General features: G+C 66.6%; 18 protein-coding genes. 8 read left to right on the forward strand and 10 right to left on the reverse strand.

What is annotated here, in order from left to right; all coding sequences use genetic code 11:
* Positions 1-11 precede the first annotated feature (11 nt).
* The 3 genes from L7H23_RS09785 (at position 12) to L7H23_RS09795 (ending at position 5,350) form a co-directional block, all read left to right on the forward strand.
* Positions 12-671 (forward strand): TetR/AcrR family transcriptional regulator, encoded by a 660-nt coding sequence (locus L7H23_RS09785; RefSeq protein WP_237835698.1) that lies wholly within the window; start codon positions 12-14, stop codon positions 669-671.
* Positions 672-804: 133 nt separating this feature from the next.
* Positions 805-2,889, forward strand: a complete 2,085-nt coding sequence (locus L7H23_RS09790) for a PEP/pyruvate-binding domain-containing protein (RefSeq protein ID WP_237835699.1) — start codon at positions 805-807, stop codon at positions 2,887-2,889.
* Between the two features lie 118 nt (positions 2,890-3,007).
* Positions 3,008-5,350 (forward strand): TonB-dependent receptor, encoded by a 2,343-nt coding sequence (locus tag L7H23_RS09795; protein ID WP_237835700.1) that lies wholly within the window; start codon positions 3,008-3,010, stop codon positions 5,348-5,350.
* 21 nt (positions 5,351-5,371) lie between these two features.
* Here the strand turns inward: L7H23_RS09795 and L7H23_RS09800 are convergent, their stop codons facing one another.
* The 9 genes from L7H23_RS09800 to L7H23_RS09840 all read right to left on the reverse strand — a co-directional run bounded on the left by L7H23_RS09800 (position 5,372) and on the right by L7H23_RS09840 (position 15,713).
* Positions 5,372-6,244 carry an ROK family protein gene (locus L7H23_RS09800; RefSeq protein WP_237835701.1) on the reverse strand — a complete coding sequence of 291 codons (873 nt, stop codon included), beginning with the start codon at positions 6,242-6,244 and terminating at the stop codon, positions 5,372-5,374.
* Positions 6,245-6,265: 21 nt separating this feature from the next.
* The gene (gene galK, locus L7H23_RS09805; RefSeq protein ID WP_237835702.1) at positions 6,266-7,417 is read right to left on the reverse strand and encodes a galactokinase; all 1,152 of its coding nucleotides are present in this window, start codon (positions 7,415-7,417) and stop codon (positions 6,266-6,268) included.
* Positions 7,414-8,424 carry a UDP-glucose--hexose-1-phosphate uridylyltransferase gene (locus L7H23_RS09810; protein WP_237835703.1) on the reverse strand — a complete coding sequence of 337 codons (1,011 nt, stop codon included), beginning with the start codon at positions 8,422-8,424 and terminating at the stop codon, positions 7,414-7,416. Before L7H23_RS09810 ends, galK begins: the two co-directional genes overlap by 4 nt.
* Positions 8,421-10,136 carry a glycoside hydrolase family 36 protein gene (locus L7H23_RS09815; protein ID WP_237835704.1) on the reverse strand — a complete coding sequence of 572 codons (1,716 nt, stop codon included), beginning with the start codon at positions 10,134-10,136 and terminating at the stop codon, positions 8,421-8,423. The genes L7H23_RS09810 and L7H23_RS09815 overlap by 4 nt, the downstream gene beginning before the upstream one ends.
* Positions 10,133-11,113 (reverse strand): Gfo/Idh/MocA family oxidoreductase, encoded by a 981-nt coding sequence (locus L7H23_RS09820; RefSeq protein ID WP_237835705.1) that lies wholly within the window; start codon positions 11,111-11,113, stop codon positions 10,133-10,135. The genes L7H23_RS09815 and L7H23_RS09820 overlap by 4 nt, the downstream gene beginning before the upstream one ends.
* The gene (locus L7H23_RS09825; protein ID WP_237835706.1) at positions 11,110-12,153 is read right to left on the reverse strand and encodes a zinc-binding dehydrogenase; all 1,044 of its coding nucleotides are present in this window, start codon (positions 12,151-12,153) and stop codon (positions 11,110-11,112) included. The genes L7H23_RS09820 and L7H23_RS09825 overlap by 4 nt, the downstream gene beginning before the upstream one ends.
* On the reverse strand, positions 12,140-13,399 hold the full coding sequence (locus L7H23_RS09830) for an MFS transporter (RefSeq protein WP_237835707.1): 1,260 nt from the start codon (positions 13,397-13,399) through the stop codon (positions 12,140-12,142). The genes L7H23_RS09825 and L7H23_RS09830 overlap by 14 nt, the downstream gene beginning before the upstream one ends.
* Before the next feature lie 12 nt (positions 13,400-13,411).
* Positions 13,412-14,722, reverse strand: coding sequence for a DUF4147 domain-containing protein (locus L7H23_RS09835; protein WP_237835708.1), 1,311 nt, complete (start codon positions 14,720-14,722; stop codon positions 13,412-13,414).
* A gap of 88 nt (positions 14,723-14,810) precedes the next feature.
* Positions 14,811-15,713, reverse strand: coding sequence for a LysR substrate-binding domain-containing protein (locus L7H23_RS09840; RefSeq protein ID WP_237835709.1), 903 nt, complete (start codon positions 15,711-15,713; stop codon positions 14,811-14,813).
* Between the two features lie 150 nt (positions 15,714-15,863).
* On the opposite strand from L7H23_RS09840, the gene L7H23_RS09845 reads away from it, so the two are divergent.
* Both L7H23_RS09845 and L7H23_RS09850 read left to right on the forward strand, forming a co-directional pair.
* Entirely contained in the window at positions 15,864-18,443 is a 2,580-nt protein-coding gene (locus L7H23_RS09845) for a TonB-dependent receptor (protein ID WP_237835710.1), read from the forward strand.
* Positions 18,444-18,466: 23 nt separating this feature from the next.
* Complete coding sequence (locus tag L7H23_RS09850) at positions 18,467-19,738, forward strand: trehalase family glycosidase (protein ID WP_237835711.1); 1,272 nt, start codon at positions 18,467-18,469, stop codon at positions 19,736-19,738.
* Between the two features lie 82 nt (positions 19,739-19,820).
* Here L7H23_RS09850 and L7H23_RS09855 read toward each other — a convergent pair whose 3' ends face one another.
* A complete protein-coding gene (locus tag L7H23_RS09855; RefSeq protein WP_237835712.1) occupies positions 19,821-20,612 on the reverse strand; it encodes an AraC family transcriptional regulator in 792 nt (263 codons plus the stop codon).
* A gap of 99 nt (positions 20,613-20,711) precedes the next feature.
* Here L7H23_RS09855 and L7H23_RS09860 point away from each other — a divergent pair, with 99 nt between their 5' ends.
* The 3 genes from L7H23_RS09860 to L7H23_RS09870 all read left to right on the forward strand — a co-directional run bounded on the left by L7H23_RS09860 (position 20,712) and on the right by L7H23_RS09870 (position 23,802).
* A complete protein-coding gene (locus L7H23_RS09860) occupies positions 20,712-21,470 on the forward strand; it encodes a phytanoyl-CoA dioxygenase family protein (protein WP_237835713.1) in 759 nt (252 codons plus the stop codon).
* A gap of 46 nt (positions 21,471-21,516) precedes the next feature.
* On the forward strand, positions 21,517-22,818 hold the full coding sequence (locus tag L7H23_RS09865; protein ID WP_237835714.1) for a tannase/feruloyl esterase family alpha/beta hydrolase: 1,302 nt from the start codon (positions 21,517-21,519) through the stop codon (positions 22,816-22,818).
* Positions 22,819-23,061: 243 nt separating this feature from the next.
* Complete coding sequence (locus L7H23_RS09870; RefSeq protein ID WP_237835715.1) at positions 23,062-23,802, forward strand: virulence factor; 741 nt, start codon at positions 23,062-23,064, stop codon at positions 23,800-23,802.

Here is a 23,802-nt window from a genome sequence, read left to right on the forward strand (position 1 = left end):
CGGAGACCAAGGTGACCGAAGCGAGAGCCAAGCCGAAGAAAGCGACGAGCCGGTTCTCGTCGGCGGAGCGCCGCGCGTCGATCCTTGCCGCGGCGAAGGAGGTGTTCATTCGCAGCGGATACGCCGGCGCGCGCACCAAGGACATCGCGGTCGAGGCGCAGATCAACGAGGCGCTGATCTACCGCCACTTCGCATCCAAGGAGGAACTGTTCGACGCCGCGGTGATCGAGCCTCTCGAGAGCTGGCTCGAAACCTATAATCACGCGGGGAGCGAGGTTGCCACCGCCGCCGATACCGGAACCCAGCGCCAGCTGATCGAGCGCGGCGCCGAACAATATCTCAGCCATATGGAGGAAGTCCTCCCCCTGCTCGGCATCGCGCTGTTCGGGAGCGGCAGCTATGGCCCCGAATTCTATGCCAAACGCATCGTCCCCCTCATCAAGGAATGGGCGCGCCGCACGGCGACGGCGATGCCTTCCGATGCCCCGGGGAGCAAGCTCGACCAGAATTTCCTGGCGGTCGCCGGGATCGGAATCAGCTTTTTCGTCGCGGCGGATGCGCATTTTCGCGGAACGAAGCTCGACACGAAGTCGAGCGCAAAGCAGCTTGCGCAGATGATGCTTCCGCTCTTCGAACATCGCGGCGAGGCGGCCGGTCCAAAGGCCGATTGACTTTCCTCCGATTCCAGAAGTAAGTATTTGCTTACATGAAGCAGGCCGGCCGTCAGAGTCGGCGGAGGGACGAGGAGAGATTCATGGCATCCGGCCCTGAATTGCAATCCGGCGCGCATGGGACATGGCGGGCATGAGCACGGCGCTCGGCTTCATGTTCGATGCGCCGCATGCGCTCGGCGAGGATGAGCGCCGCGAGCTTCTGGGCGGCAAGGGCAAGAGCCTTGCCGACATGACCCGCCTGCTGGGACTGCCGGTGCCGCCCGGGTTCACCCTCGGTACCAAAGCCTGTCGCCAGTATCTCCGGTCCGGCTGGTCGCCGGCTTTCGACGAAGTCATCGATGTCCATCTGGCAGCGACCGAGCGCGCGCTCGGCCGCGCGTTCGGCGATGCGGCCAATCCGCTGCTGCTGAGCGTCCGCTCGGGCGCCGCCGCCTCGATGCCGGGGATGATGGACACCGTCCTCAATGTCGGTCTCAATGCCGACCTTGTGCCAGGCCTCGCGGCCGCAAGCGGCGGCGATACGGCCTTTGCCGACGACTGCCTGAAACGGCTGCACGAGTGTTTCGCCAAATCGGTCGGCGGCCCGCCGCCGCATGATCCGCGCGCCCAGCTTCGCGCCGCAATCGAGGCCGTGTTCCGGTCGTGGAACTGCGAACGGGCCAAAGCCTATCGGCGGATAGAGAATATTGCCGATGAAGCCGGCACGGCGGTCAACATCCAGGCGATGGTGTTCGGGAACCGCGATGCTCTGTCGGGAACGGGCGTGGTGTTCAGCCGCAACCCCTCCGACGGAAATCCGGAAATATTCGGCGACATATTGTTCCGGGCGCAAGGCGAGGATGTCGTATCGGGCGCGCATCAGACGATGGATATATCGCGTCTTGCCGAACGATTGCCCGCCGTAGCCGCATCGCTCGATCGCTGCCTTGCGATCATCGAACGCCACTACCGCGACCTTGTCGATGTCGAGTTCACGATCGAGTCCGGCAAATTATGGATCCTGCAGGCGCGGCCGGGCAAACGCTCGCCCGAGGCGGCGGTCCGCATCGCCCATGACATGGCGCTCGATTCCGCTTTCCCCCTGTCGCGCGCCGAAGCGGTCGACCGGGTACGCGACCTGCTGGCGGACTCCGCCCGATCGCGACGTATCGCCGGGGACGAGGTCGCGCTCGGCGCAGCGCTTGGCGCCTCCCCCGGCGCGGCATCGGGCAAGCTGGTGACCAGCGCCGGACGGGCGGTCGAGCTTGCCGCGCGCGGGGAAGCGGTAATCCTCGCCCGGCCCGAAACATCGCCCGAAGACATCGAAGGCATCGCCGCGGCTGCCGGTCTGCTGACTGCGCGCGGCGGTCTTGCAAGCCATGCCGCCGTCGTCGCGCGCGGCTGGGGCAAGCCGGCGGTCGTCGGCTGGGCCGCGATGGAGGTCGGCGACCACGGGATCCAGGCCGAGGGTATCTGGATCGCCGAGGAAGCCGTGATCTCGATCGACGGCAACAGCGGCGAGATCTTTCCCGGCGAGATATCCATGAGCGAACAGACGACGGCCGAGGCGGCCGCGATGGCGCGATGGCCGGAAGCGGCGTCCACCAGGGCCACACCCGCAGCGTCCGGCACCTTCCCGGACGAAGACCTGCTCCTGCTCGTTGCCCTGAAGGGATTCTGTCCCAGGGACGCGGCAATGGAGATCGGAGGGATCGGGGAAGCCGAGCTGGCGACGATGCTCGGCAGGCAAAGCGAGAATCTCGATCAGGGCTCGCCCCGTTTCATCAGGCTGACCGAACCCGGCAAGCTTCGCGGAGAGGACATCATCGCTGCGCACCGCAATGCGCTGGGCCTTCAGCAGGCGCGCGATATCCTGACCTCCTTCCACCCCCTCAACGACAGGTTCAAGACGCTGGTGACGAACTGGCAGATGCGCCCGTCCGACGGAGCGCCGGTCTTCAACGATCACAGCGATGCCGGTTATGACGCGGACATCCTTGCCCGGATGCCGGCGCTGCACTCCGACACGATGATCTGGCTCGACGCGATCCGCCCGGCGAACCGTCTGCCGTTTTTCGCGGCGCGCCTCGAGCGGGCGATCGAGCGGATCAAGGCCGGCGACACCGCCTGTCTCGCCTCGCCGAAGATCGATTCCTATCACAATATCTGGTTCGAATTGCACGAGTATCTGATCCGCGTCGCAGGTTTGACCCGCGCCGAGGCCGAGGCCGCATAGGAAGCTGTTGACACAAACCGGTCTAAATGTAAGTAATTAATTACAGACAACACGCGCCGGACAGGTGCGGAGCCTGGGGAGAGAGACGATGCTGAGGTACAGGATCAGCGGATCCGCCGTGGTGTTTGCAATCCTGGCGGGCGCGGCCCCCGCCTTCGCCCAGGCTCCGGCCGAAGCAAGTCCCGACACTGTCACCGGCGATGCCGATATCATCGTGACCGCACAGCGCCGCGACGAAAGTCTCTCGCGAACGCCCGTCGCGGTCGATGTCGTCGGCACGGCCGAGCTTGCCGAGCAGAATGTTCGCTCGGAAGCCGACCTGCAGTTCGCAGCGCCCGGCCTGTCTGTTCGCGCCGGCGCCACGTCGAACGAGGTGAACTTCTCGCTTCGCGGCCAGTCTGTCGACCAGTTCACCGGCACCAGGCCGGGCGTGCTGCCCTATTTCAACGAGGTGCAGATCAGCAGCAACAGCGGTGGCGGCAGCGGTGCGACGTCCTTTTACGACCTTCAGTCGGTTCAGGTCCTGAAAGGTCCGCAAGGCACTTTGTTCGGCCGCAATGCGACCGGCGGCGCGGTGCTCTTCACCTCGGCCAAGCCGACCGACGCGTTCGAAGGCTATGCCAGCGCGCGCTACGGCAACTATGATACGGTGCAGCTCGAAGGCGCGCTCAACGTGCCGCTGGTGGACGACAAGCTTCTCGCGCGCGTCGCGGGTTTCTACAGCGATCAGACCGGCTTTCAGAAAAATCTCTTCGACGGTTCGCGGCCGGGCTCGATCGAACGCTATGGCGTGCGGGGCAGCCTGACCGTCCGCGGCGAGGGCGGCTTCGAGAACAATCTCGTGGTCGACTATTACGAGGCGGACGGGACGAGCACCCAGTCGGTCCTCTACGCGCTCGATCCGACGCAGCCTGCCGCGCCGCCGGTGACGCTCTTCTATTCGCCCGGCCTCGACCTGGTCTTCGGCCCCGGTGCCTGGGCCAACTATCTCAGCCTCCACAACAACCCGACCATACCGGCCGGCGGTCTCGCCGACTTTCTGCAAATACAGCAGGCGCGGGGACCGTTCACGATCGCGACCAACGACGCCAATGTCTATCGCGCCGAAAATCTGATCGTGACCAATTCGACCTCGGTCGATCTCAGCGAGACGATGCAGCTCAAGAACATCATCGGTTATGCGCATCTGGAAACCCACGTCCGCGGCGATTCGGACGGCTCGCCTTTCGGGATCGCCGGCGATGGCGAAATCGACGAGGTCGGAACGCCGGGCGGCTATACCACGACGACGATCATGTCGGAGGAGCTCCAGCTTCTGGGCACGCTTGCCGACGATCGCCTGACCTATGCGCTCGGTTTCTATCTCTCGAGCGAGAAATCGAATGTCTTCCGGCAGGTGACGTTTCTCGACGTCTTCGGCGACCTCGGCCTCTCGCCCCTCTCCTTCAATTCCGACGTTTCCTATAACAACAGCCATGCCTTCTACGGACAGGGCACCTATCAGATCGGCGGCGGGTTCGGGATCACCGCCGGGCTCCGCTATACAAGCGAGACGGTGCGCGGCCGCACCCTGCCGGCCGACAACAATTATGCGACGCCCGCGCAGGTCGCGAGCGGCGTGGCGGACAACGACCAGCGCAAGACGATCCGCAATCTGAGCTGGACCTTCGGGCTGCAGAACCAGCTGAGCGACGAAGTCCTGTTGTACGCGGTAACGCGCCGCAGCTATCGCAACGGCGGCTTCAACGGCAGCTCCCCCCCGATTGTCGGCGATGCGACGGTCAACGGCAACAGCTACGGGACCGAGACCGTGACCGACGTCGAGGCCGGGGCGAAGTTCCAGGGGCGGCTGGGCACCATGCCGACCCGTTTGAACGTCGCGCTCTACAATATGTGGATCAAGGACGGTCAGCGGAATGCCTTTGTCGACATCAATGGTCCCGCATCGCTGGCAGTCAATGTGCCGCGCACCAAGGTGTACGGGTTCGAGCTCGACGGCGAGATACGGCCGGCCGACTGGCTTCGGCTCGGCGGCAATCTCAACTACACCCATGCACGCTTCACGAACGGCCTGACGCCGGTCTTCGGCGGCACCACGCTGCTCGGCACCGTCCCCGACACGCCAAAATGGTCGGGTACCGTCTATGGCGAGATTTCGGCGCCGGTTTCCGAACGCCTGACCGCATCGCTGCGCGGCGACCTCTATGCGCAAACCGGCACCTTCTATATCGCCTCGGGCAACCTCAATCCCACGGCGCACCTGCCCGGCTATTCGATTGCCAATTTCCGGCTGACGATCGAGGATGAGGATGCCGGCTGGTCCTTGTCGGCGAACCTCAAAAACGCCTTCAACAAGGTCTATTATGTCGGCGGCATGCCGCTTGCCTCGCTGCTCCAGTTCAATTCGGCGCTGCCCGGAGCACCGCGTACCTATTCGGTCGAAGCGCGCTATCGCTTCTGATGCCAGGCCAGGCGGCGTTCCTTAACCGGCCGCGCGAAGCGCGAGCGCAAGCGCGCCGAGAAGGCCGACGTCGCTGCCGAGCGCGGGAGACGTGATCACCCGGGACGGATCGCCCGCGAAATAGCCCGCCCCGGCCTCCGACGCCCGGATCCGGACGCGATCAAGGAGGCCGGGCGTTCCCATCACACCGCCACCGAGAATGATCCGGGCGGGATCGAGGATCGCCTGAAAGGTCTGCACCGCCTGCGCGAGATGCCAGGCGATGATGTCATGACCGATATGGTCGGCCGGAAGGTCCGAGAGCGAAGCGCCCCAGCGCGCGATGATCGAAGGGCCCGCGGCGAGCCCTTCGAGGCAGTCGCCGTGAAACGAGCAATGGCCCGCGAAGCCCCGATCGTCCGGATGCCGCGGCATGCGGATATGGCCCATCTCGGGATGGCTGAGGCCATGGATCAACCGTCCGCCGACGACGGCGCCGCCGCCCACGCCGGTCCCAACGGTCAGATAGAGCGTCGAATTCGTCCCCTGCCCCGCACCCCATTCCCACTCGGCGAGCGCGGCGCCGTTGACGTCGGTGTCGATCGCGACCGGGCAGCCGAACGCGCGTGCAAAAGGCCCGGCGATGTCGGCGTCGCTCCAGTGCGGCTTCGTCGTGCGGGTGATATGCCCCCATTTCGGTGACGCGCGGTCGAGGTCGAGCGGTCCGAAGCTCGCGATACCGACCGCGGCATAGTCGCCGCCCTGCGCGCGCAGCCAGTCGATCGCGGCTGGGATCGTCTCTTCCGGACGCGTCGTGTCGATGCGCGTGCGCGCGTGGATTTGTCTTGAGGCGTCGCCGACGCCGACGATGAACTTGGTGCCGCCCGCTTCGATCAGCGCAATCCTGTCGCTCATATCCTGTCCCTCGCGCCAGCCTCAGAGGAAGGACGCGCCGGCGTGGGCGCGTTCGACCATGATCAGCGGCTTGCCGCCTTCGGGGGTGCGATAGCGCGCTTCGACACGGGCGACCACCGCTTCCACGGCATCGGCCTCGACCAGCGCGACGACCGCGCCGCCGAATCCGCCGCCGGTCATGCGCGCGCCGCCGTGCCCGCCGATCGCGTCCTGCAGTTCGGCGACGAGCCGGTCGATCGCGGGAAGCGTGATTTCGAAATCATCACGCATCGAGGCGTGAGACTCCGCCATCGCGTTGCCCAGCGCGATGAGGTCGCCCCATTCCATCGCCGCAGCGACATCGAGCGTGCGGGCGTTTTCGGTGACGACATGGCGTGCGCGGCGGTAGGCGACAGGGTCGAGATCGGCGCGGGCCGCTTCGAGCTGGCCCGGCGTCAAATCGCGAAGCGCGGGGACACCAAGCTGCCGTGCGACGGCTTCGCATGAGGCGCGGCGCTCGTTGTAGTGGCCATCGACAAGGCCGCGGCTGATCCCCGAATGGACGATCACGACGGCCGTGCCGGGCGGCATCGCCACCGGACGGACGTCGAGGCTGCGGCAATCGATGAGCAAGGCATTACCCGCCGCGCCGTGCGCCGAGGCGAGCTGGTCCATATTGCCGCAGCGCATGCCCACGAAATCGCATTCGGCCCGCTGGGCGATCAGCGCGATCTCGGTCGCGTCGAAGCGGCCGGGCGCGAACAGCCCGCCGAACGCCATCCCGCTCGCGACCGAGAGCGAGGCCGAGGAAGACAGGCCCGAGCCCTGCGGAATGTCGCCCGCGACGAGCATGTCGAGACCGCCGAGTTCGACGCCTTCGGCCTGCAGGACGATAGCAACGCCCCGGATATAGTCGGACCAGGGCTGGTTGGCGTCGCGGGCAATCGGCTGTGCGAGATCGAAGGCGCTGACCGCGTCGCCGAAGTCCGCTGCGATCAGGCGGACGATGCTGTCGGGGCGGCGGCGGACCGCGACGACGCTTTGCAGACCGATCGCGGCGGGGAGCACGAAGCCGTCGTTATAGTCGGTGTGCTCGCCGATCAGGTTGACGCGGCCCGGGGCGCGGACTGCGAGATCCGGGGCGGCGCCGACGAGGTCGGCAAAACGCGCAAGCGTTCGCTCGGCAAGCGTCACAATGTCACCGCACGAAGGCGCTCGGCGGCCTGCTCGGGGGTGAGGTCGCGCTGCGCCTCGGCGAGCAGCTCATAGCCGACCATGAACTTGCGCACCGTCGCCGAACGGAGGAGCGGCGGGTAGAAATGGGCGTGGAGCTGCCAGTGACCAACATCGTTTTGACCGAACGGCGCGCCGTGCCAGCCCATCGAATAAGGAAAAGCGCAATCGAAGAGCGCGTCGTAGCGGCGGGTGAGCTCGCCGAGGATCGCAGCGAGGCTTTGCCGCTGTGGCGCTGCAAGGTCGGGCAGGCGCTGCACCGCGAAGCGCGGCAGCAGCAGCGTCTCGAACGGCCAGCTCGCCCAATAGGGGACGATCGCGAGCCAGTCGTCATGCTCGACGACGATGCGCGGGCCGCCCGCCTCGCGTTCGGCGAGTTCGAGGAGCATCGGCTTGGCGCCCGCCCAGGCGCGCTGGTTGACGTCCTCGCATGCGATCTCGGCGGGGACATGCTTCGTCGCCCAGACCTGTCCGTGCGGATGCGGGTTCGAGCAGCCCATCATCGCGCCGCGGTTCTCGAAGACCTGCACATTGGCGTGGATACGGCCGAGGTCGGCGCACTGGTCGCACCAGCAATCGACGACGGCCGCGATCTCGGCATCCGACAGCAGCGGCAGCCCGCGCGCATGATCGGGCGAGAAGCAGATCACGCGGCAGGTGCCCGATGCGGCTTCGGCGCGGAACAGCGGATCGTCCCCACTCTCCGGCGCGGGCGTGTCCGGCAGCAACGCAGCAAAGTCGTTGTCGAACACGAACGGACCCGGATAGGCCGGGTTGGTCACGCCGTTGGCGCGCGTGTTGCCGGGGCAGAGGTAGCACGCAGGGTCGTAGCTCGGCGGCGCCTCGGTCGCCGCTCTGCCCTGCTCGCCCTGCCACGGGCGCTTCGCGCGGTGCGGCGACACCAGGATCCATTCCCCGCGCAGCGGATTGTAGCGCCGATGCGGATGCTCGGTGGGGTCGAAGGTCATGGCCAGATCGCCCCGGTGCTGTCGGAGCAGCGGCTCGCGCCGGTTTCGGGATCGAGCCGGAGTTCGAGCGTCCGCCCGTCGGCGAGCGTCGCGCGCTGGACGATCAGCGCCTCGCCATTGCCGAGCGACGGATAGCGGCATTCGGCCACATCAAGGCCCGCGAGCGCGTCGAACAGCTTCTGTCGCTCGGGCGTGAGTTCGCCGAGATGATCGCTCGTCATCAACACCCCGCCCGACAGGCCAGCGAGCAGCGCGAGACTGGTCACCTGCGCGTCGGTCAGGTCGTGGAAGCGGTCGCGGAGCAGGATGCAGTCGGGATCGGCCTGCCACAGTCGGCCCGCGGCATGGTTGCGCGTCGCCTGATCGCGGAGCAGGCTCTCGGCCGACTGGTCGCCCGACCATTTGACCCCGACGTCGCGCCCGATGCGGATCGCGTCTACGAGCCCGACCGAAGCCCAGAGCGGACAGCCGCAGCCGAGCCAGAGCGCCTCGCCGATCTCCTCGCGGATGATCGTGCCCATCTTGCGCCAGATTTCGACGCGCGAGAGGCCGCTCTGGTGCCAGACAGCGCGGTCGGGGCCATATTCGGCGCCGAAGAACATGAAGTCGGTCTTGAAGTAGCGCGCACCCCATTCGTGCGCCCAGGTGCGGAAAACGCGCCGGATATACGCCTCGGCATCCGGATGCGTGATGTCGAGGACATAATATTCCTCGCTGCGCTTGTGCCAGCGGAACTCGCCGTAAAAGGCCATCTGAACCAGTGGCTTGCCGGTCGCCCTCTCGCGCACGACCCAGTCGGGATGCTCCGAGAAGAGGCGGCTGCGGTTGCCGACCATGAAGGGCGCGATCCACAGGCCGGGCGTGAAACCGGCGCCCGCGATCTCGGCGAGCAGCGGCTGCATCCCGCGGGGGAATTGCGGTTTGACGTCGAGCCAGTCGCCCATCTCGGGCGTAAAGCCGTCGTCGATCAGGAAGATGTCGAGCCCGGTGCCGCGCGCGTCGCGATAGCTCGCGGCGGCGATCAGATGCTCGCGGATAGTCTCCTCGGTGATCGCGGCGTAGAGATTGTACCACGAGCACCAGCCCTCGATCCGCTTGTCGGGGATGCGCGGCGGCGTCGGCGAGGCGGCCGCGACCCGATCGGACCAGCGGATCAGCGCAGTCTCGACGTCGGGGTCGGCGTAGATAAACAGGCTTTCTGCCGCGGTCGCGCCGGTGCGGTCGAGCAATGCTTCGACATCGATCGTCATCGCCGTAGCATCGCCGCCGAAGCGGAAGCGGTTCTGGAAGCGGTCGTGACGATCGAAACCGAGCACGACCACGCCCTGTCCCTCGGCGGGCACCAGCGCGGTCATCGCGAAGCCGAGTGTCGGTTCCTTGCCCGGCGGCGCGGCGCCCGCAGGCGTGCCCGGGTCGGCGAAGAAACTGCCGTCCCAGCTGTGATAGCCGTTGCGGAGATAGCGGCGGACGCCACGCACTGCACCGAAGCGAAGACCAAGCGACAGCGGCGCGTCGTCGAGGCCGCTCGCCGAGACGTCCATGCGAACCGTATCGCCGTCCTCGACGATCGCGAGGCGGATCGCACCGCCCGCCTCGAGCGCCCATTCGATCCCGCCGGGGATTTCGCTGGCGGGCCAGCAGCCGGGAACCGCTCCATCGAGCAACGGCTGTATCCCGTCGAGGCGGACGCCACTCTTTTCGAAAGCGATCATGCGGTCAGCCGGATTTCGCGGCGCTCGTCGGCCGACTGGCGGGCCGCCAGCGCGAGCTTCAGCGAGGCCGCGCCTTCGGCCAGCGGAATATAGGGCGCGGCGCCGGTCGTGATCGCACGATACACGTCGGCAAGCTGCGCGACGAAGGGATCGGTCGGTCCCGCGATTTCCTCGGCCGAGACCTCGCCGGCGGTGCGCGTCAGCACGGCGTCGTTCCAGCTGGTGAAGCGCCCGGTCATGCGCTCGGCATAGACCGCCCACTCCTTGTGCCACACGCCGGGAACCGCGATATTCGACGCGTTGAGCGTCGCGATGCGGCCGTCGTCCCAGCCGAAGACGATCGCGCTGATATCCTCGACATCATAGCCCGGCGTGTCGTGATGCGCGAAATTGGTACGCCGGGCATAGACGGTATCGGGCTCACCCATCAGATGACGGATCAGGTCGACCTGGTGGATCACCTGCTCGAGAATCTGGCCGCCCGATCTGGCTTCCTCACGCCACCAGTCGGCGTGGAGCGCATTGCAATGATAGGCCCCGGCATAAAGTCCGACCTTTCCGGTATCGGCCGCCTTCCAGCGCCGTACCGCATCGCCGAAGCGGTACATGAAGCCAATCGCCGCGACGACGCCGGTGGCCGAAACGTCGGCGACCATCGCGTCGGCGGCCGGCTGATTGAGCGCGATCGGCTTTTCGACGAGCAGATGGACGCCCGCTTTCGCAACGCGCTCGATCTCGCCACCGCGATTATAGGGGGGCAATGTCGCAATGACGAGATCGAGACGCTCCTGCCGCAGCATAGCGTCAAGGTCGGTGTAGGCCGCGGCAGTGCGACCCTCCGCAAACGCCCTCGTCCTCTCCGCATCGCGGCCGCAGCAGGCGACCAGTTCCATATCGTCGGGCAACGCAGCGACCGCGCCAGCATGGCGCGCGCCGATGCCGCCGCAGCCGAGCAGGCCGATGCGAAGCGCGCTCATGCGCCGAACTCCAGCATCGCCTGCAACATGCCCGGCGCGCCTTGGTCGAGCTGGTCGAACAGCTTCGGCGCGTCGGCGAAGGGCGCGCGATGGGTGATCAACGGGATCAGGTCGAGCGTGCCGTCGTGCTGGAGCTCGATCGCGCTGCGCCACAGGCGCGGCTTCGACCAGCGATAGCTCGCATCGGGCGCCACGCCGGAAATCTGCGAGCAGATGAGCTGGATGCGGTTGTGGTGAAATTCTTCGCCGAGCTTCAGCCCCGGGATCGCGCCCTGGAAGAAGCCCATCGCAACGACGCGGGCATTATAGGCGGCGGCGCGGATCGCTTCGCCGAGCGCGGGCGGCGCGCCCGATACCTCGATGCAGGCGTCGGCGCCGCGGCCGCCGGTGAGGCGCTTGATTTCCTCCGCTGCGCCCGCAGGTTCGATCGCGAGATGCGCGCCATGACGAAGCGCAATGTCGCGGCGCGCGGCGTCGGGGTCGATCGCGATCACGCGCGCGCCCGATGCGCGGGCGGCCTGCACGACGATCTGCCCCGGCACGCCAAGGCCGAACACGGCGATCGTATCGCCGATGCGGATCTGGGCGTCGTGGACGCCGTTCAGCGCGACCGCGCCGATGTGCGAGAAGATGCCGATACGCGGATCCGCGCCCTCCGGCAGCAGCCGGTCGCGGGCGTATTCGGCGGTCGCGACATGGTGCGTCTTGTGGTTCCAGGTCCCGAAGAGGCGCTGGCCGACTTTCAGATCGGCGATGCCGCTGCCGACCTCGATGATCTCGCCCGATTCCTCATAGCCGAGATTGCGCACCGGCCAGTCCCAGCTCGGCACCTCGGCATCGACGAACAGGCGCTGCGCCTCGTCGAAGCGGCGATGCATGAAGGGGTTGGTGCCGCGATACTGGGTGAGTTCGGTGCCCGCGCTGATCCCCGAGAAGAGCGTGCGGATACGCACCTCCTCGGACCCGAGCGGGGCGAACGCGCTTTCCTCGAACGCCAGCGTGCGCGGCGCGGTGAGGACAAGCGCCTTACTCGACGACATGGACGACCTCCTGATTGGCCGCGACCCCGCGGCGGGCCTGCAGGCGGGTACCGAGCAGGATGAGAACGGCGACGGCGTAAAGCCCCGCCATCGCGACGATGCCCGACCCCATGCCGAAGCTTTCGCCGATCCACGCGACGAGGATCGGGGTGATGCCGGCGCCGAGGAAGCCGATCATCGTCATCATGCCGACCGCGGTGGCGCGGGCGTGCGGCGGCACAACGTCCTGCATCGCGGCATAGATGCAACCGTCGAACAGGCCCTTGGCGATGCTGGTCGCGACGAGCACCATGCCGATCTGCGTGGCAGTCTTCGCGCCGAGGAGCGGGAGCAGGAGCAACCCGGCAAGCCCGAGCCCGATCGCGAGCGTCGTGAAACGGCCGATCGGCGATTTCTTCGCGAGCGTATCGGCAAGCAGGCCGCCGAGCGGGACCGCGCAGAAACCCGCGATATTGATCGTCGCCGAGCCGACCCAGGCCGAATCGGCCAGATTGAGGCCGAGCAGATTCTTGACGAAATAGGGCGCCCAGAAGGTGACCCCCGTCGAGGCGCCCGTCGCCAGCGCGAAGACAGCACAGAGGATCAGCGCAGCGGGAATGCGCAGCACGATGCCGATCGGTTCGGCAGGCTTGCCCTCCTCGGCGGCGGTGTGGACGATCGGCGCGTCGTGGAGGAAGAACCACAGCATGACGGCATGAACCAGCCCGACGGCGCCGAAAATCAGGAACGGCGCGTGCCAGCTCAACGCGTCGGCAATATAGCCCGCCGCGACGGCGCCCAGTCCCGAGCCGGCGAACACCGCGGTCTGGTGCAGCGACAGGGCGCGGCTGCGCATCTGCGGCTTGTGCCAGTCGCCGATCAGCGCAGTGGCGGTCGGGTAATAGGTCGACTCGCCGACCGCGACGAGCCCGCGCATCGAAAGCAGCAGAGCAAAGCCGGTCGCGAGGCTGGATGCCCCGGTCGCGACGCTCCAGAAGACAAGGCCGAAGATGATGAGGCGGCTGCGGCGCACGCTGTCGCCGACGCGGCCCGCGACGAAGGCGCCGACGGCGTAGATCCAGAAGAAGACCGAGCCGAGCAGCGCGAGCTGGGTGTCGGTGAGGTCGAATTCGGCCTTGAGGTCGGGAAGGACGGCGAGCAGGATGTTGCGGTCGGCCGCGTTGAGGAACGCGACGAGCCAGAGCAGCCCGATCATGATCCACGGATAGTTGGCGCGGGCCGCCAAGCCTCCCTTGTTCCCCACCATGTCTCTTCTCCCTTACGCCGTCGGGTCGATCAGGATCGCCCTAAAGTCGTTCACATTGGTCAGCGTGGGCCCGGTTATGACCAGGTCTCCGAGTTTTTCGAAAAAGCTGTACGCATTGTTCGACGCCAGATATTCGGCGGGGTCGATCCCGGCAGCACGTGCGCGTGCAAGCGTGTCGGGACCGATCGTCGCGCCGGCCGCATCGTCGGTGCCGTCGATCCCGTCGGTGTCGCACGAGATGGCGAAGATGCCACGCTCGCCGTTCAGCGCGATCGCGAGGCCGAGCAGATATTCGAGATTGCGTCCGCCACGTCCGGCTTTGTTGGTAACAGTGACCGTGGTCTCGCCGCCCGAGATGATGACGCGCGCGGTGCCATCCTTTGCCATGCGGCGCGCGAGCGCGGCGTGGCTGGCACCGAGATGGCGCGCCTCGGCCTGGAGCTGATCGCCGAGGTTGGTGACCTGATAGCCCGCGGTGCCCGCCATCGCCTGCACCGCGGCGAGCGCGTCGCGCGCCTTGGCGATGATCTGCGTCTCGCCGCCCGCGATGCCGAGCGCGTCGGCGGCAGGGGTCTCGTTGGCGGGGTCATTCAGTGCGGTAGCGATCTGCGCCGAGGGCTCGATGCCATATTTGGCGACGATATCGCGCGCGTCCGACAGGCTGGTGAGATCGGCAACGGTCGGCCCCGACGAGACGAAACTGGGATCGTCGCCCGGAATGTCCGAGATGATCCACGTCGTGACATGCGCGGCACCCGCAGCCACCGCGAGGCGCCCGCCCTTGACGCGCGAGAGATGTTTGCGGACGCAATTGATCTCCTCGATCGTCGCGCCCGATTGCAACAGTGCGCGCGTGATCTGCTGCTTGTCGGTCAGCGTGAGCCCCGCCGCTGGCGCCGCGAGCAGCGCCGAACCGCCGCCCGAGAGCAGCAGCAGCAGATTGTCCCCCGCCTCGAGCCGGGTCGCGATCGCCAGTGCGCGCTCGGCGGCGCGCAGGCTGTTCTCGTCGGGATAGGGGTGGCCCGCCTCGATAATCTCGACATTGGGCCACGACGGCGCGGGTTCGGGAAGATGGCCGTGGCGCGTGACGACGAGTCCCTTCAGCGGCTGTTCGGCACGGTCCTGTGCGACACGCATCATCTCGGCGGCGGCCTTGCCGACCGCGATGACGACGGTACGGCCGTGCGGCGAGTGCGGGATCTTCCGCGGCATCGCGACCTCGGGACTCACCGCGCGCACCGATTCGCGGAACAGCGCGATCAGCTGCTCGCGCTGGCTCGTCCGGCTCACCTGTTCGGCCTCGGTAGCGATGACACCCTCCACTTATGATTTGCCCCTTGGGGTGAAGCAGAGCGGCGGGAGCGCCTAGCGCCAGATTGTGGAACTATTTGTTCCATTTTTCGCAACTAACCTAAATTTCCCATGAAAGCGTGGGCCTTAGCTTGTCGGTGAGATAGTCGATCAGCGAGCGAACGCGGACGGGCACGCCCTTGGGATCGGCGAACAGCGCATAGAAACTCATGTCGGGCGCCTGCCAGCCGGGGAGTACTTCGACGAGCTTTCCTTCGGCGAGGTCGGCCTTGCAGAGGAAGGCCGGGAGCGTCGCGATGCCGAGTTCGGAGCGCACCGCGTGACGGAGCAGGTTGAGGTCGTTGCAGACGAGGCGCGGTGAGAATTCGACCGTTACCTGCTCGGTCTCGGTGTGGAGCGGCCAGCGGTGGCGGCGGTCGACGGTGCCGGTCGCGAGCAGGTCGAAGCGCGGCAGTTCGACATGGTTCTGCGGCATGCCCTTGCGCTCGAAATAGCCGGGCGCGCCGAACAGGCCGCATTCGGTCACCCCGAGCTTGACCGCGACGAGTTCCGAATCGGCGAAGGGGCCGACCGCGAGCGCGACGTCGAAGCCCGCGCGGAGCAGCCCGACGGCATCGTCGGTCATCACGCTGACGAGGCGCACGTCGGGATAGAGATCGAGGAAGCTCGCGAGGAGCGGGCCGATCAGGCTTTGCCCGAGTACATAGGGGATCGCGATCTTCACGACGCCGCGCGGGACATTCTGGCGGTTCTGCAGCGCGCGCTCGCCGTCGCGGAGAACCCCCAGCGAGCGCAGGCAATATTCGAAGAACATCGCGCCGTCCTCGGTCACCGTGACCGAGCGCGTCGAACGGTGCAGCAATTGCACCCCGAGATTTTCCTCGAGCCGCGAAATGCGCCGGCTCACGGTCGATTTCGGAAGCCCGAGCGCCTGCCCCGCCTTGGTCAGACTTTCGGTCTCGACGATCTTTGAAAACACCTGCAGATCGCCCAGATCGAGCATCGTCTCTCTCCCGTAATTTTATGTCGCTTAGTGCCATTATCAGCAACACAGCGTTGCAACAATACGGGCTTTCGTTCAGGGACCCTCCCCTTCAGTTTTTATGACAACGGCCTGCAAAGGGCCCGGAAGAGACCATGGGAGGAGACCAGCATGACCGCTCACCGCCGCTTTTCGCGCACTTTCCGTACTGCCCTGCTTTGCGCGACGCCGCTCGCTGCGACGCTGATGCCGCTGCAGGCGGCCTATGCACAGGACGCTGACGAGAGCGCCCCGCAGACCGCCGACGAGGAGGTCGCAGGCGATCAGGACACGATCATCGTCACCGGTACCAGCCGTCCGCGCGTCGCGCTCGACACCCCGCTCGCGGTGACCTCGGTCGGCGGCGATTCGCTGGCCCGCCTCGGCGTCAGCAGCCAGGCCGACATCCTTGCCAGCATCCCGACGATCAAGGCCGACGCCGGCGGCGGCGAAGTCGCCTCGAACGTGTTTGTGCGCGGCCTGCCCTCGGGCGGCCAGTATCAGTTCACGCCGCTGATGTATGACGGCATCCCGGTGATGTCGACGTTCGGGCTCAACTCGTCGGCCTATGACGTTTACTACCGCAACGACCTGGGCGTCTCGCGCCTCGAATTCGTCCGCGGCGGTGTGTCGAACCTGTTCGGTCCGGGCTCGGTCGCCGGCCTGATCAACTATATCAGCAAGACCGGCCGCGACGAGCTGGAAGGCACGGCACAGGTCGAATGGGCCGAAAAGGGCCGCTATCGCGGCGACCTCGCGGTCAGCGGGCCGCTCGGCGAAAACCTGTTCTTCGCGCTCTCGGGCTTCTATCGTTCGGACGACGGGCCGATCAAGACGGGGCTCGATACCGAGGGTTTCCAGCTGCGCGGCAACCTGAAGTACGAGTTCCCCGACGACAGCGGGTCGATCACGCTCTACGGCCAGTATATCGACGACCAGGCGCAATTCTATCTGCCCGTCCCGCTCGACGGCACGACGCGCAGCCGCATCCCGGGCAACGACGGCAAGAAGGTCTATCAGCTGCTGACCCCGGCGGTCGCGGGCATGGGCTTCAACACCCCCGACGGTCCCTTCACCACCGACATCACCGACGGCGTGACCAGCAAGGGCGGTCAGGTCGCGATCGCGTTCGACAAGGATTTCGGCGACAGCGGCTGGGGGATCAACGGCCGCGTTAAATATTCGGACTACAAGCACAAGTTCGGGCTGTGGTCGGACGGCGACGGCGTCGTAAACGTCCCCGAGACGCTGAACGCCTTCGTCACCAACGCCGCGCGTCGCGGCCAGATTCCGGAGCTCAACGGCATCACCGCCGCGAACGCGAGCTTCACCTATGTCGGCGGCGGCGCGGTGCCCGCCGACGCGATCCTGTTCGCCAACCGCTTCACCGATCGCAGCCGGCCGATGCACGACTTCTCGGCGGAGCTGAACCTGACCAAACAGGCAAAGACCGGTAGTGTCGAGCACAGCTTCACGCTCGGCGGTTTCTATGCCGACACGGTCGCGCGCGACATCAACGTGACCACGACCTTCCTCGGCGCGTTCAACAACCAGCCGCAGCTCGTCAACCTGACCGTCACCAACCCCGTCAGCGGCGCAACGACGATCATTTCGCGGAACGGCCTGCTCAACGCCGGCGGCGGTTACGTCAACAACCGCCATCAGGCCGAGCGCTACGCCGCCTATTTCGCCGACCAGATGCAGATCGGCGACCGCTTCAACCTCGACATCGGCGGCCGCGTCGAACATTATAAGGGCGACATCAGCCGCGAGCGCACCTCGACGACGATCACCGACGCGACCACGCCCAATCTGTCGACCTCGCTGCGCGACGTGATCTGGGGCAATGACGGCTATCTGACCGGCAAGGTTTCGACCACCGAATGGGCAGTCGCGGCGGGCGCGCTGTACAAGGTGACCGACGACGTCAGCCTCTACCTCAACGGCAGCCGCGGCTATTTCTTCCCCGAAGTACGCGCGGTCGGCTTCCTGCCGCTCCCCGCCGGGACCGCGGCAAATGCGAGCGCCTCGCCGGGCACGCAGAGCTATGAGGGCGAAATCATCAAGCAGGTGCAGGGCGGCATCAAGGTCAGCCAGCCGGCCTTCAGCCTCGAGGCCTCGGCCTTCTACACCAGCCTGAAGAACCGCCGTCAGGTGCTGTTCGTCAACGCGCCGGGCGGCGGCTTCCAGGAGCTCGTCAATCTGGTTGCGACCGAATCCTACGGCATCGAGGCGGTGTTCGACCTGAAGCTGCTGACCAACCTGCACTTCAACGGCAATCTGACGTTGCAGAAGGCGAAATATACCGAGTTCCAGAGCAATGTCGGCGGCGTTCCGACGTCGAACCCGGCGATCATCGGCAACGACCTGGAGCGCCAGCCGCAGATCCTTTACAACGCCGGCCTCTATTATGACGACGGCGCGCTCGATCTGTCCTTCTTCACCAACTACACGGGCGACAATTTCACCGCGTCGAACAATTCGATCAAGCTCGACGGATGGAATATCGTCAACCTCGACGCCGGCTATACCGTGCCGATCGGCAAGAACAGCCTGCGCCTCGGGGTGAATGTGTTCAATCTGTTCGACACCGACGCCACGACCGAAGGGTCGCCGCGTCTCGACAACAACCAGACCGTGGGCGGCGCCTACTTCGTCGGCCGTCCGGTCCTGCCGCGCCGCATCACCGCACGCGCCACCTTCAACTTCTAAGAGAGAAAACGGGCATCCGCGACATGACGACTGAAACGCTTGACGCGGGTGCCCGCGCCATCCTGACTGCCAACGACCGGGGCGGTTACACCGTCCCCAACGGCCGGGTCTATCCCTTCCAGTGGAACTGGGACTCGGCTTTCGTGGCCCTCGGCTTCGACACCTACGACCGCGACCGCGCGTGGAAAGAAGTCGAGACCCTCTTCAGCGCGCAGTGGGACGACGGCTTCCTGCCGCATATCGTCTTCTGGCAGGACGATCCCGGCTATTTCCCCGGACCTTCGGTCTGGGCGACGGGCAAGACCCCCATCACCTCGGGCATCACCCAGCCGCCCGTCGCGGCGACGGTCGTCCGCAAGCTGTGGGACAGCGCGATCGCGGCGGACGCCGATGACGCGTACCGCCTCCGCCTCGAAAGCCTGTTCGACAAGCTGATCGCCTGGCACCGCTGGTTCCGCGACTATCGCGATCCCGACGGCCGCGGCGTCGTGGTCGCGATGCACCCGTGGGAAACCGGCCGCGACAATTCGCCCGAATGGGACATCCCCGGCGAGCCGATCGATATTTCGAACGTCGGCGAGTATACCCGCCGCGACACCGGCCATCTCGATGCCAAGATGCGCCCGACCAAGCTCGAGTATGATCGCTACCTCGCGCTCGTCCAATATAGCGTCGCGCAGGGCTGGGATCATGCGAAGATCACCGCGGGCAATCCGTTCAAGGTCGCCGACATCGGCATGTCGATGATCCTGCTGCGCGCGAACCGCGACCTGCTGCACCTTGCCGACTATCTCGGCCGCGACGAAGAAGCCGCCGAAATCCGCGCGATGATCGCGAAGGCCGAGGCAGGGATCGACTGGCTGTGGGACGAGGACAAGCATAGCTGGTGCTCGCGCGACCTCATCACCGGCCGCTCGTCGGGCTTCATCACCAGCGCTTCGTTCCTGAGCTTCTATGCCGGGCTTGCCGATCCCGCCAAGGATGCCGCGATGCTCGCGCATCTGCACCGGATCGGCAGCAAGGTCGAATATCTGATGCCCAGCCTCGACCCCGAGGATCCCGGCTTCCAGATGATCCGCTACTGGCGCGGCCCGGTGTGGGCGGTGGTCAACTACATGATCGGCACCGGCCTTGCCGAAGCGGGTTTCGACGCCGAAGCCGCGCGCGTCCGTCACGACACGCTGACGCTGATGGAGCGCAACGGCTTCTACGAAGCGTACAGCCCCGTCGACGGATCGGGCAGCGGCGGCGACGATTTCTCGTGGACCGCGGCGATCTGGCTGGCGTGGCGCTAAGCTCGTGAACCCCGGCGAAAGCCGGGCCCCAATTACTCTCCCAACCCTGGGCCCCGGCTTTCGCCGGGGTTCATTTTTTGCGCTACCTGTCGGGATCGACGACCGGTCCCCTCACCCGCGCGCGCACCGCGCTCGGGCTCGCGCCGAGCAGGCTTCGCACCATCTTGTTGAAACGCTGCGCGTCGGCGACGCCGCAGCGCTCGGCGACGCGCCAGATCGGCAGGTCGGTCGATTCGAGCAGGAAACGCGCATGTTCGGCGCGCCGCTGGAGCAGGCGGTGGGGCACGGTGGTGCCAAAGCGGCTGCGGAAGAGCCGTGCCAGATAGGCGGGCGAACGACCCGCCGCGGCGGCGATCTCGCGCACGCCGATCGCTTCGTGGAAATGACGGTCGATATATTCGGCGGCGCGCGCGGCGGCATCATCCTCGGGCAGCGGGTCGGTGCGCCGCGCGAGCGTCAGCAACAGCTCCTGCGCCGCCAGCCGCGCCGCGATATGCGCGATCGGGTCGCTCGCGGTCGCGAACAGCCCGCTGACATGCGCAAACCGCTCGCGCAGCGCGGCGCAGTCGGGCAGGTGGAGCGCGACGGGAGCGTGCGCGCCCTGCCCCTCGCCGGCTTCGATATGGATGCACCAATGCGTACCGGGCGCGGCAAGGTCATAGCTTGATGGCAGGCCGGCAGGGCTCAGCGTGATATCGCCGGGCGCGATGCGGATGCGTTTTCCGGCCAGCTCCATCTCGCCGGTATAGCCGTGAAGGTGCAGCGCGTGGGTGCGCCCTTGATGGATCGTCGAAAATCCGCGGTCGGCGAGCAGAAACTGCCCGGCCACGGCGATGCGCGGCAAATCTTCCAATGGCAGGTCGATCGTTTCCATGTTCGATTTTTTACCATAAGATCGGGTGCGCGCCAATTGCGATCACCGCTTGGAAGCGGCACCATCGGCGCAAATTCAGACGATGAGGATGCCGCGGCGATGCTGAGCGAAGAGCAGAAAAAATTCTACGACGATCAGGGCTATGTCCTCGTCCCCAGCCTGTTCAGCGCCGAGGAGGCGGCAGCGTTCCGCGCCGAAATGCACCGCATCGCCGACAATGAAGGCAACAGCGACGCGACATGGGACAGCGTGCGCGGCAGCGGCACGACGATCACCCATTGCCACGACGTCCATTTCCGTTCGGCGATGGTGACGCGGCTGCTGACCGATCCGCGCCTCACCGAAATCGCGCAGGACATCATCGGCCCGAACGTCCAGCTTCACCACAACAAGATGTTCATCAAGCCGCCCGAGAAGGGCTCGCCCTTCCCGATGCATCAGGACTATCCCTATTTCCCGCATCGCGACCATTCGATGATCGCGGTCATCCTGCACTTCGACGATGCGCCCGAGGAAAAGGGATGCCTGCGCGTCTATCCGGGGACGCACAAGCTCGGCCCGCTGCCTTCGGAGGGCAAGGACCATCACGCCTCGACCGAAACCTATCCGATCGAGGGCGCGACCGCGCTGCCGGCGAAGGCGGGCGATGCGCTGTTCTTCCACTATCTGACCGTCCACGGATCGGGTTTGAATACCTCCGACGAACCGCGCACGACCTTGCTCATCCAGCTGCGCGATCCCGCCGACGTGCCGCTGAACGACGGGCACAGCTCGCGCGGTCAGGGCATGATGCTCGCGGGCGTCGACCCGACCGCGGGGGCGTTCAAATTCGCGTGGGAAGACGAGAAAGCTGCCTGACGTTTTCGCCTGGCTGCCGCTGCTTCTGTCGTTCGGCAGTCCGGCCGTGGATGACCGCTGTGCGACCCTCGCCAAGCTGGCGCTCGACAAGGCGGTCGTCGAGAGCGCCGTGCTGTCGGACGGCATCTGCCGCGTCGACGGCTCGGCGCATCCGGTGCCGGGATCGGACATCCGCTTCACCGTCTATCTGCCCGCAGCCGAGCGCTGGAGCGGGCGTTATTACCAGATCGGCAACGGCGGCTTCGCCGGCGCGATCCATCTGCCGACGCTCGAGGAGGGCGCGCAGCGCGGCGATGCGATCGCGGCGACCGACACCGGACATCGCGGACACGGGTTCGACGCGAGCTGGGCGGCGGGCAATCCGGTGGCGCTCGCCGACTATGGCTGGCGCTCGATCAAGGCGACGCGCGATGCCGCGCAGGCGCTGGTCGGAGCCTATTACGGCAGGGCACCAAAGAATCATTATTTCATGGGCTGCTCGAACGGCGGGCGGATGGCGCTGATGGCGGCGGCGCGCTGGCCCGAAGACTGGGACGGCGTGATCGCAGGGGCGCCCGCCAATCCATGGACGCTCCAGTTCCGCAACTTCGGAGAGATACAGGACCGAATGCGCGCGGAAGGCGGCTGGCTCGGGCCGTCCGAACTCGACCTCATCCGGCGAACCGCGCGCGCCGCGTGCCCGGCAAAAACGATCCGGAACGGCATCGCGCAGCAGCCCGGCGGGTGTCGCCCCGACTGGTCGCGTCTCGCCTGTGCGGGCGGCGCGAAGGCGGGGTGTCTGTCGATCGGACAGCTCGCCACGCTCGGGCGGATCATAGGAGCCGGCTATGAGCCCGCAGCGATGGACGTCGACGACTGGCAGCGCTGGATCGCCAACCCCGACACCTCGGCCCAGTCGCAGCTGACCTTCGCCGAGCAGTCGCGGCAATATATGTTCGGGCCGTTTTCCCCGGCCGCGCTTTCGGACAATCTCGATGTGCGCCCGGCCGACTTGCAGGGTTTCCGCGATCGCGGCGGCCGCATCCTGTCCTATTTCGGCTGGTCCGACGCGGTCATCGCGCCTCGCCTCGGCCTCGACTGGTACCGGTCGGTGGGGCGGGCAACGCGCGGGCCGGGAGCGCCGACCGATTTCTACCGCCTCTTCATGGTGCCGGGGATGCAACATTGCCAGGGCGGGGCCGGCCCGGTGAACTTCGGCCAGTCGCTCGAAGCCCCCGCCGGCGTCCGGCAGCCCGGATACGACATACGCCTGACGCTCGAGCGATGGGTCGAGCAGGGATCGCCTCCCGACCGGCTGATCGGTCAGGGTGACGGCCGTTCGGTGACGTTGCGGCCCGCCGCGATCTGAAACGACAAACCGGCCAGCTCGCGCACGACAGGGGAGGAGCGGGAGCTGGCCGGATGCAGGCGACGTCGGACTTGCGGGTGCCGGGTTAAGTCCTTGTCGCCCTGGTCGGGTCGCCGAGGAGCGGTTTCGCTCTCGACCCGTCCCTTCTAGGTGCACCGGTCCGTCCGGGGCATGACCGCGACATGACAAAGTCGTAATCCGCGCGTCAGCTTGCGAAGACCCGCGCGCCGCTATGCCGGCACCATGATCACGGGATCCAACAGATTCAGGCCATCACGCGGCACGACGGGACTGATCCTCCTCCTGCTGATCCTGCTCGGCTGCGCGGGTTACTATGTCTATGCGGGCTATTATCGCCACGACATCTTCCGCGAGCTTCCGGCCGCGGACGCAGGGCCCGGACGGCCCGCCATCGTCATGCTGTCGGGCGATATGGGCAATCGCGTCGGCATGACGCCCAAGGTCGCAGCAAGGCTCAATGCGCGCGGCTATGCCGTCGTCACGGTCAACAGCCTGTCCTTCTTCTCGCCGCGCCGCACCGCCGCCGAGGCCGCAGCGCTGATCGCCGGCGCGATGCACCGCGCCGAGGCGCTGGGCAGGACGCGCGAGGTCGTACTGATCGGCCAGTCGTTCGGCGCCGACATGCTGCACGCGGGGCTTGCCGAAATGCCCGCGGCGGCGCGAGCGCATGTCCGCGCGGTGGTGCTGGTCGTGCCCGGACACGACATCATCTTCCGCGCCTCGCCGATCGAGCTGGCGGGGCTCGAGACCCCCGACGCGCTCGCGCTGCCGACCGCGTCGCGGCTGACGTGGGTACCCGTCACCTGCATCCGGGGCATCAGGGAAGGCAACAGCCTCTGCCCCGAAATGGACATGCCGAACCTCCGCAAGGTCGACCTGCCCGGCGGGCACCGCCTGAACGGCGACGATGCGGCGCTGACCGCCGCGATCCTTCCTGCGATCGTTCAGCCAAGGAGCGAATGA

It is taken from the genome of Sphingopyxis sp. BSN-002, assembly GCF_022024275.1.
Lineage (GTDB): Bacteria > Pseudomonadota > Alphaproteobacteria > Sphingomonadales > Sphingomonadaceae > Sphingopyxis.

Excerpts from the sequence above, each read along its gene's own strand:
- L7H23_RS09860 (WP_237835713.1), top strand. The coding sequence starts at position 20,712 with ATGCTGAGCGAAGAGCAGAAAAAATTCTACGACGATCAGGGCTATGTC.
- L7H23_RS09870 (WP_237835715.1), top strand. The coding sequence starts at position 23,062 with ATGATCACGGGATCCAACAGATTCAGGCCATCACGCGGCACGACGGGA.
- L7H23_RS09810 (WP_237835703.1), bottom strand. The coding sequence starts at position 8,424 with ATGACCTTCGACCCCACCGAGCATCCGCATCGGCGCTACAATCCGCTG.
- L7H23_RS09855 (WP_237835712.1), bottom strand. The coding sequence starts at position 20,612 with ATGGAAACGATCGACCTGCCATTGGAAGATTTGCCGCGCATCGCCGTG.
- L7H23_RS09825 (WP_237835706.1), bottom strand. The coding sequence starts at position 12,153 with ATGTCGTCGAGTAAGGCGCTTGTCCTCACCGCGCCGCGCACGCTGGCG.
- L7H23_RS09815 (WP_237835704.1), bottom strand. The coding sequence starts at position 10,136 with ATGATCGCTTTCGAAAAGAGTGGCGTCCGCCTCGACGGGATACAGCCG.
- L7H23_RS09790 (WP_237835699.1), top strand. The coding sequence starts at position 805 with ATGAGCACGGCGCTCGGCTTCATGTTCGATGCGCCGCATGCGCTCGGC.
- L7H23_RS09800 (WP_237835701.1), bottom strand. The coding sequence starts at position 6,244 with ATGAGCGACAGGATTGCGCTGATCGAAGCGGGCGGCACCAAGTTCATC.
- L7H23_RS09840 (WP_237835709.1), bottom strand. The coding sequence starts at position 15,713 with ATGCTCGATCTGGGCGATCTGCAGGTGTTTTCAAAGATCGTCGAGACC.
- L7H23_RS09850 (WP_237835711.1), top strand. The coding sequence starts at position 18,467 with ATGACGACTGAAACGCTTGACGCGGGTGCCCGCGCCATCCTGACTGCC.
- L7H23_RS09830 (WP_237835707.1), bottom strand. The coding sequence starts at position 13,399 with ATGGTGGGGAACAAGGGAGGCTTGGCGGCCCGCGCCAACTATCCGTGG.
- L7H23_RS09820 (WP_237835705.1), bottom strand. The coding sequence starts at position 11,113 with ATGAGCGCGCTTCGCATCGGCCTGCTCGGCTGCGGCGGCATCGGCGCG.
- L7H23_RS09845 (WP_237835710.1), top strand. The coding sequence starts at position 15,864 with ATGACCGCTCACCGCCGCTTTTCGCGCACTTTCCGTACTGCCCTGCTT.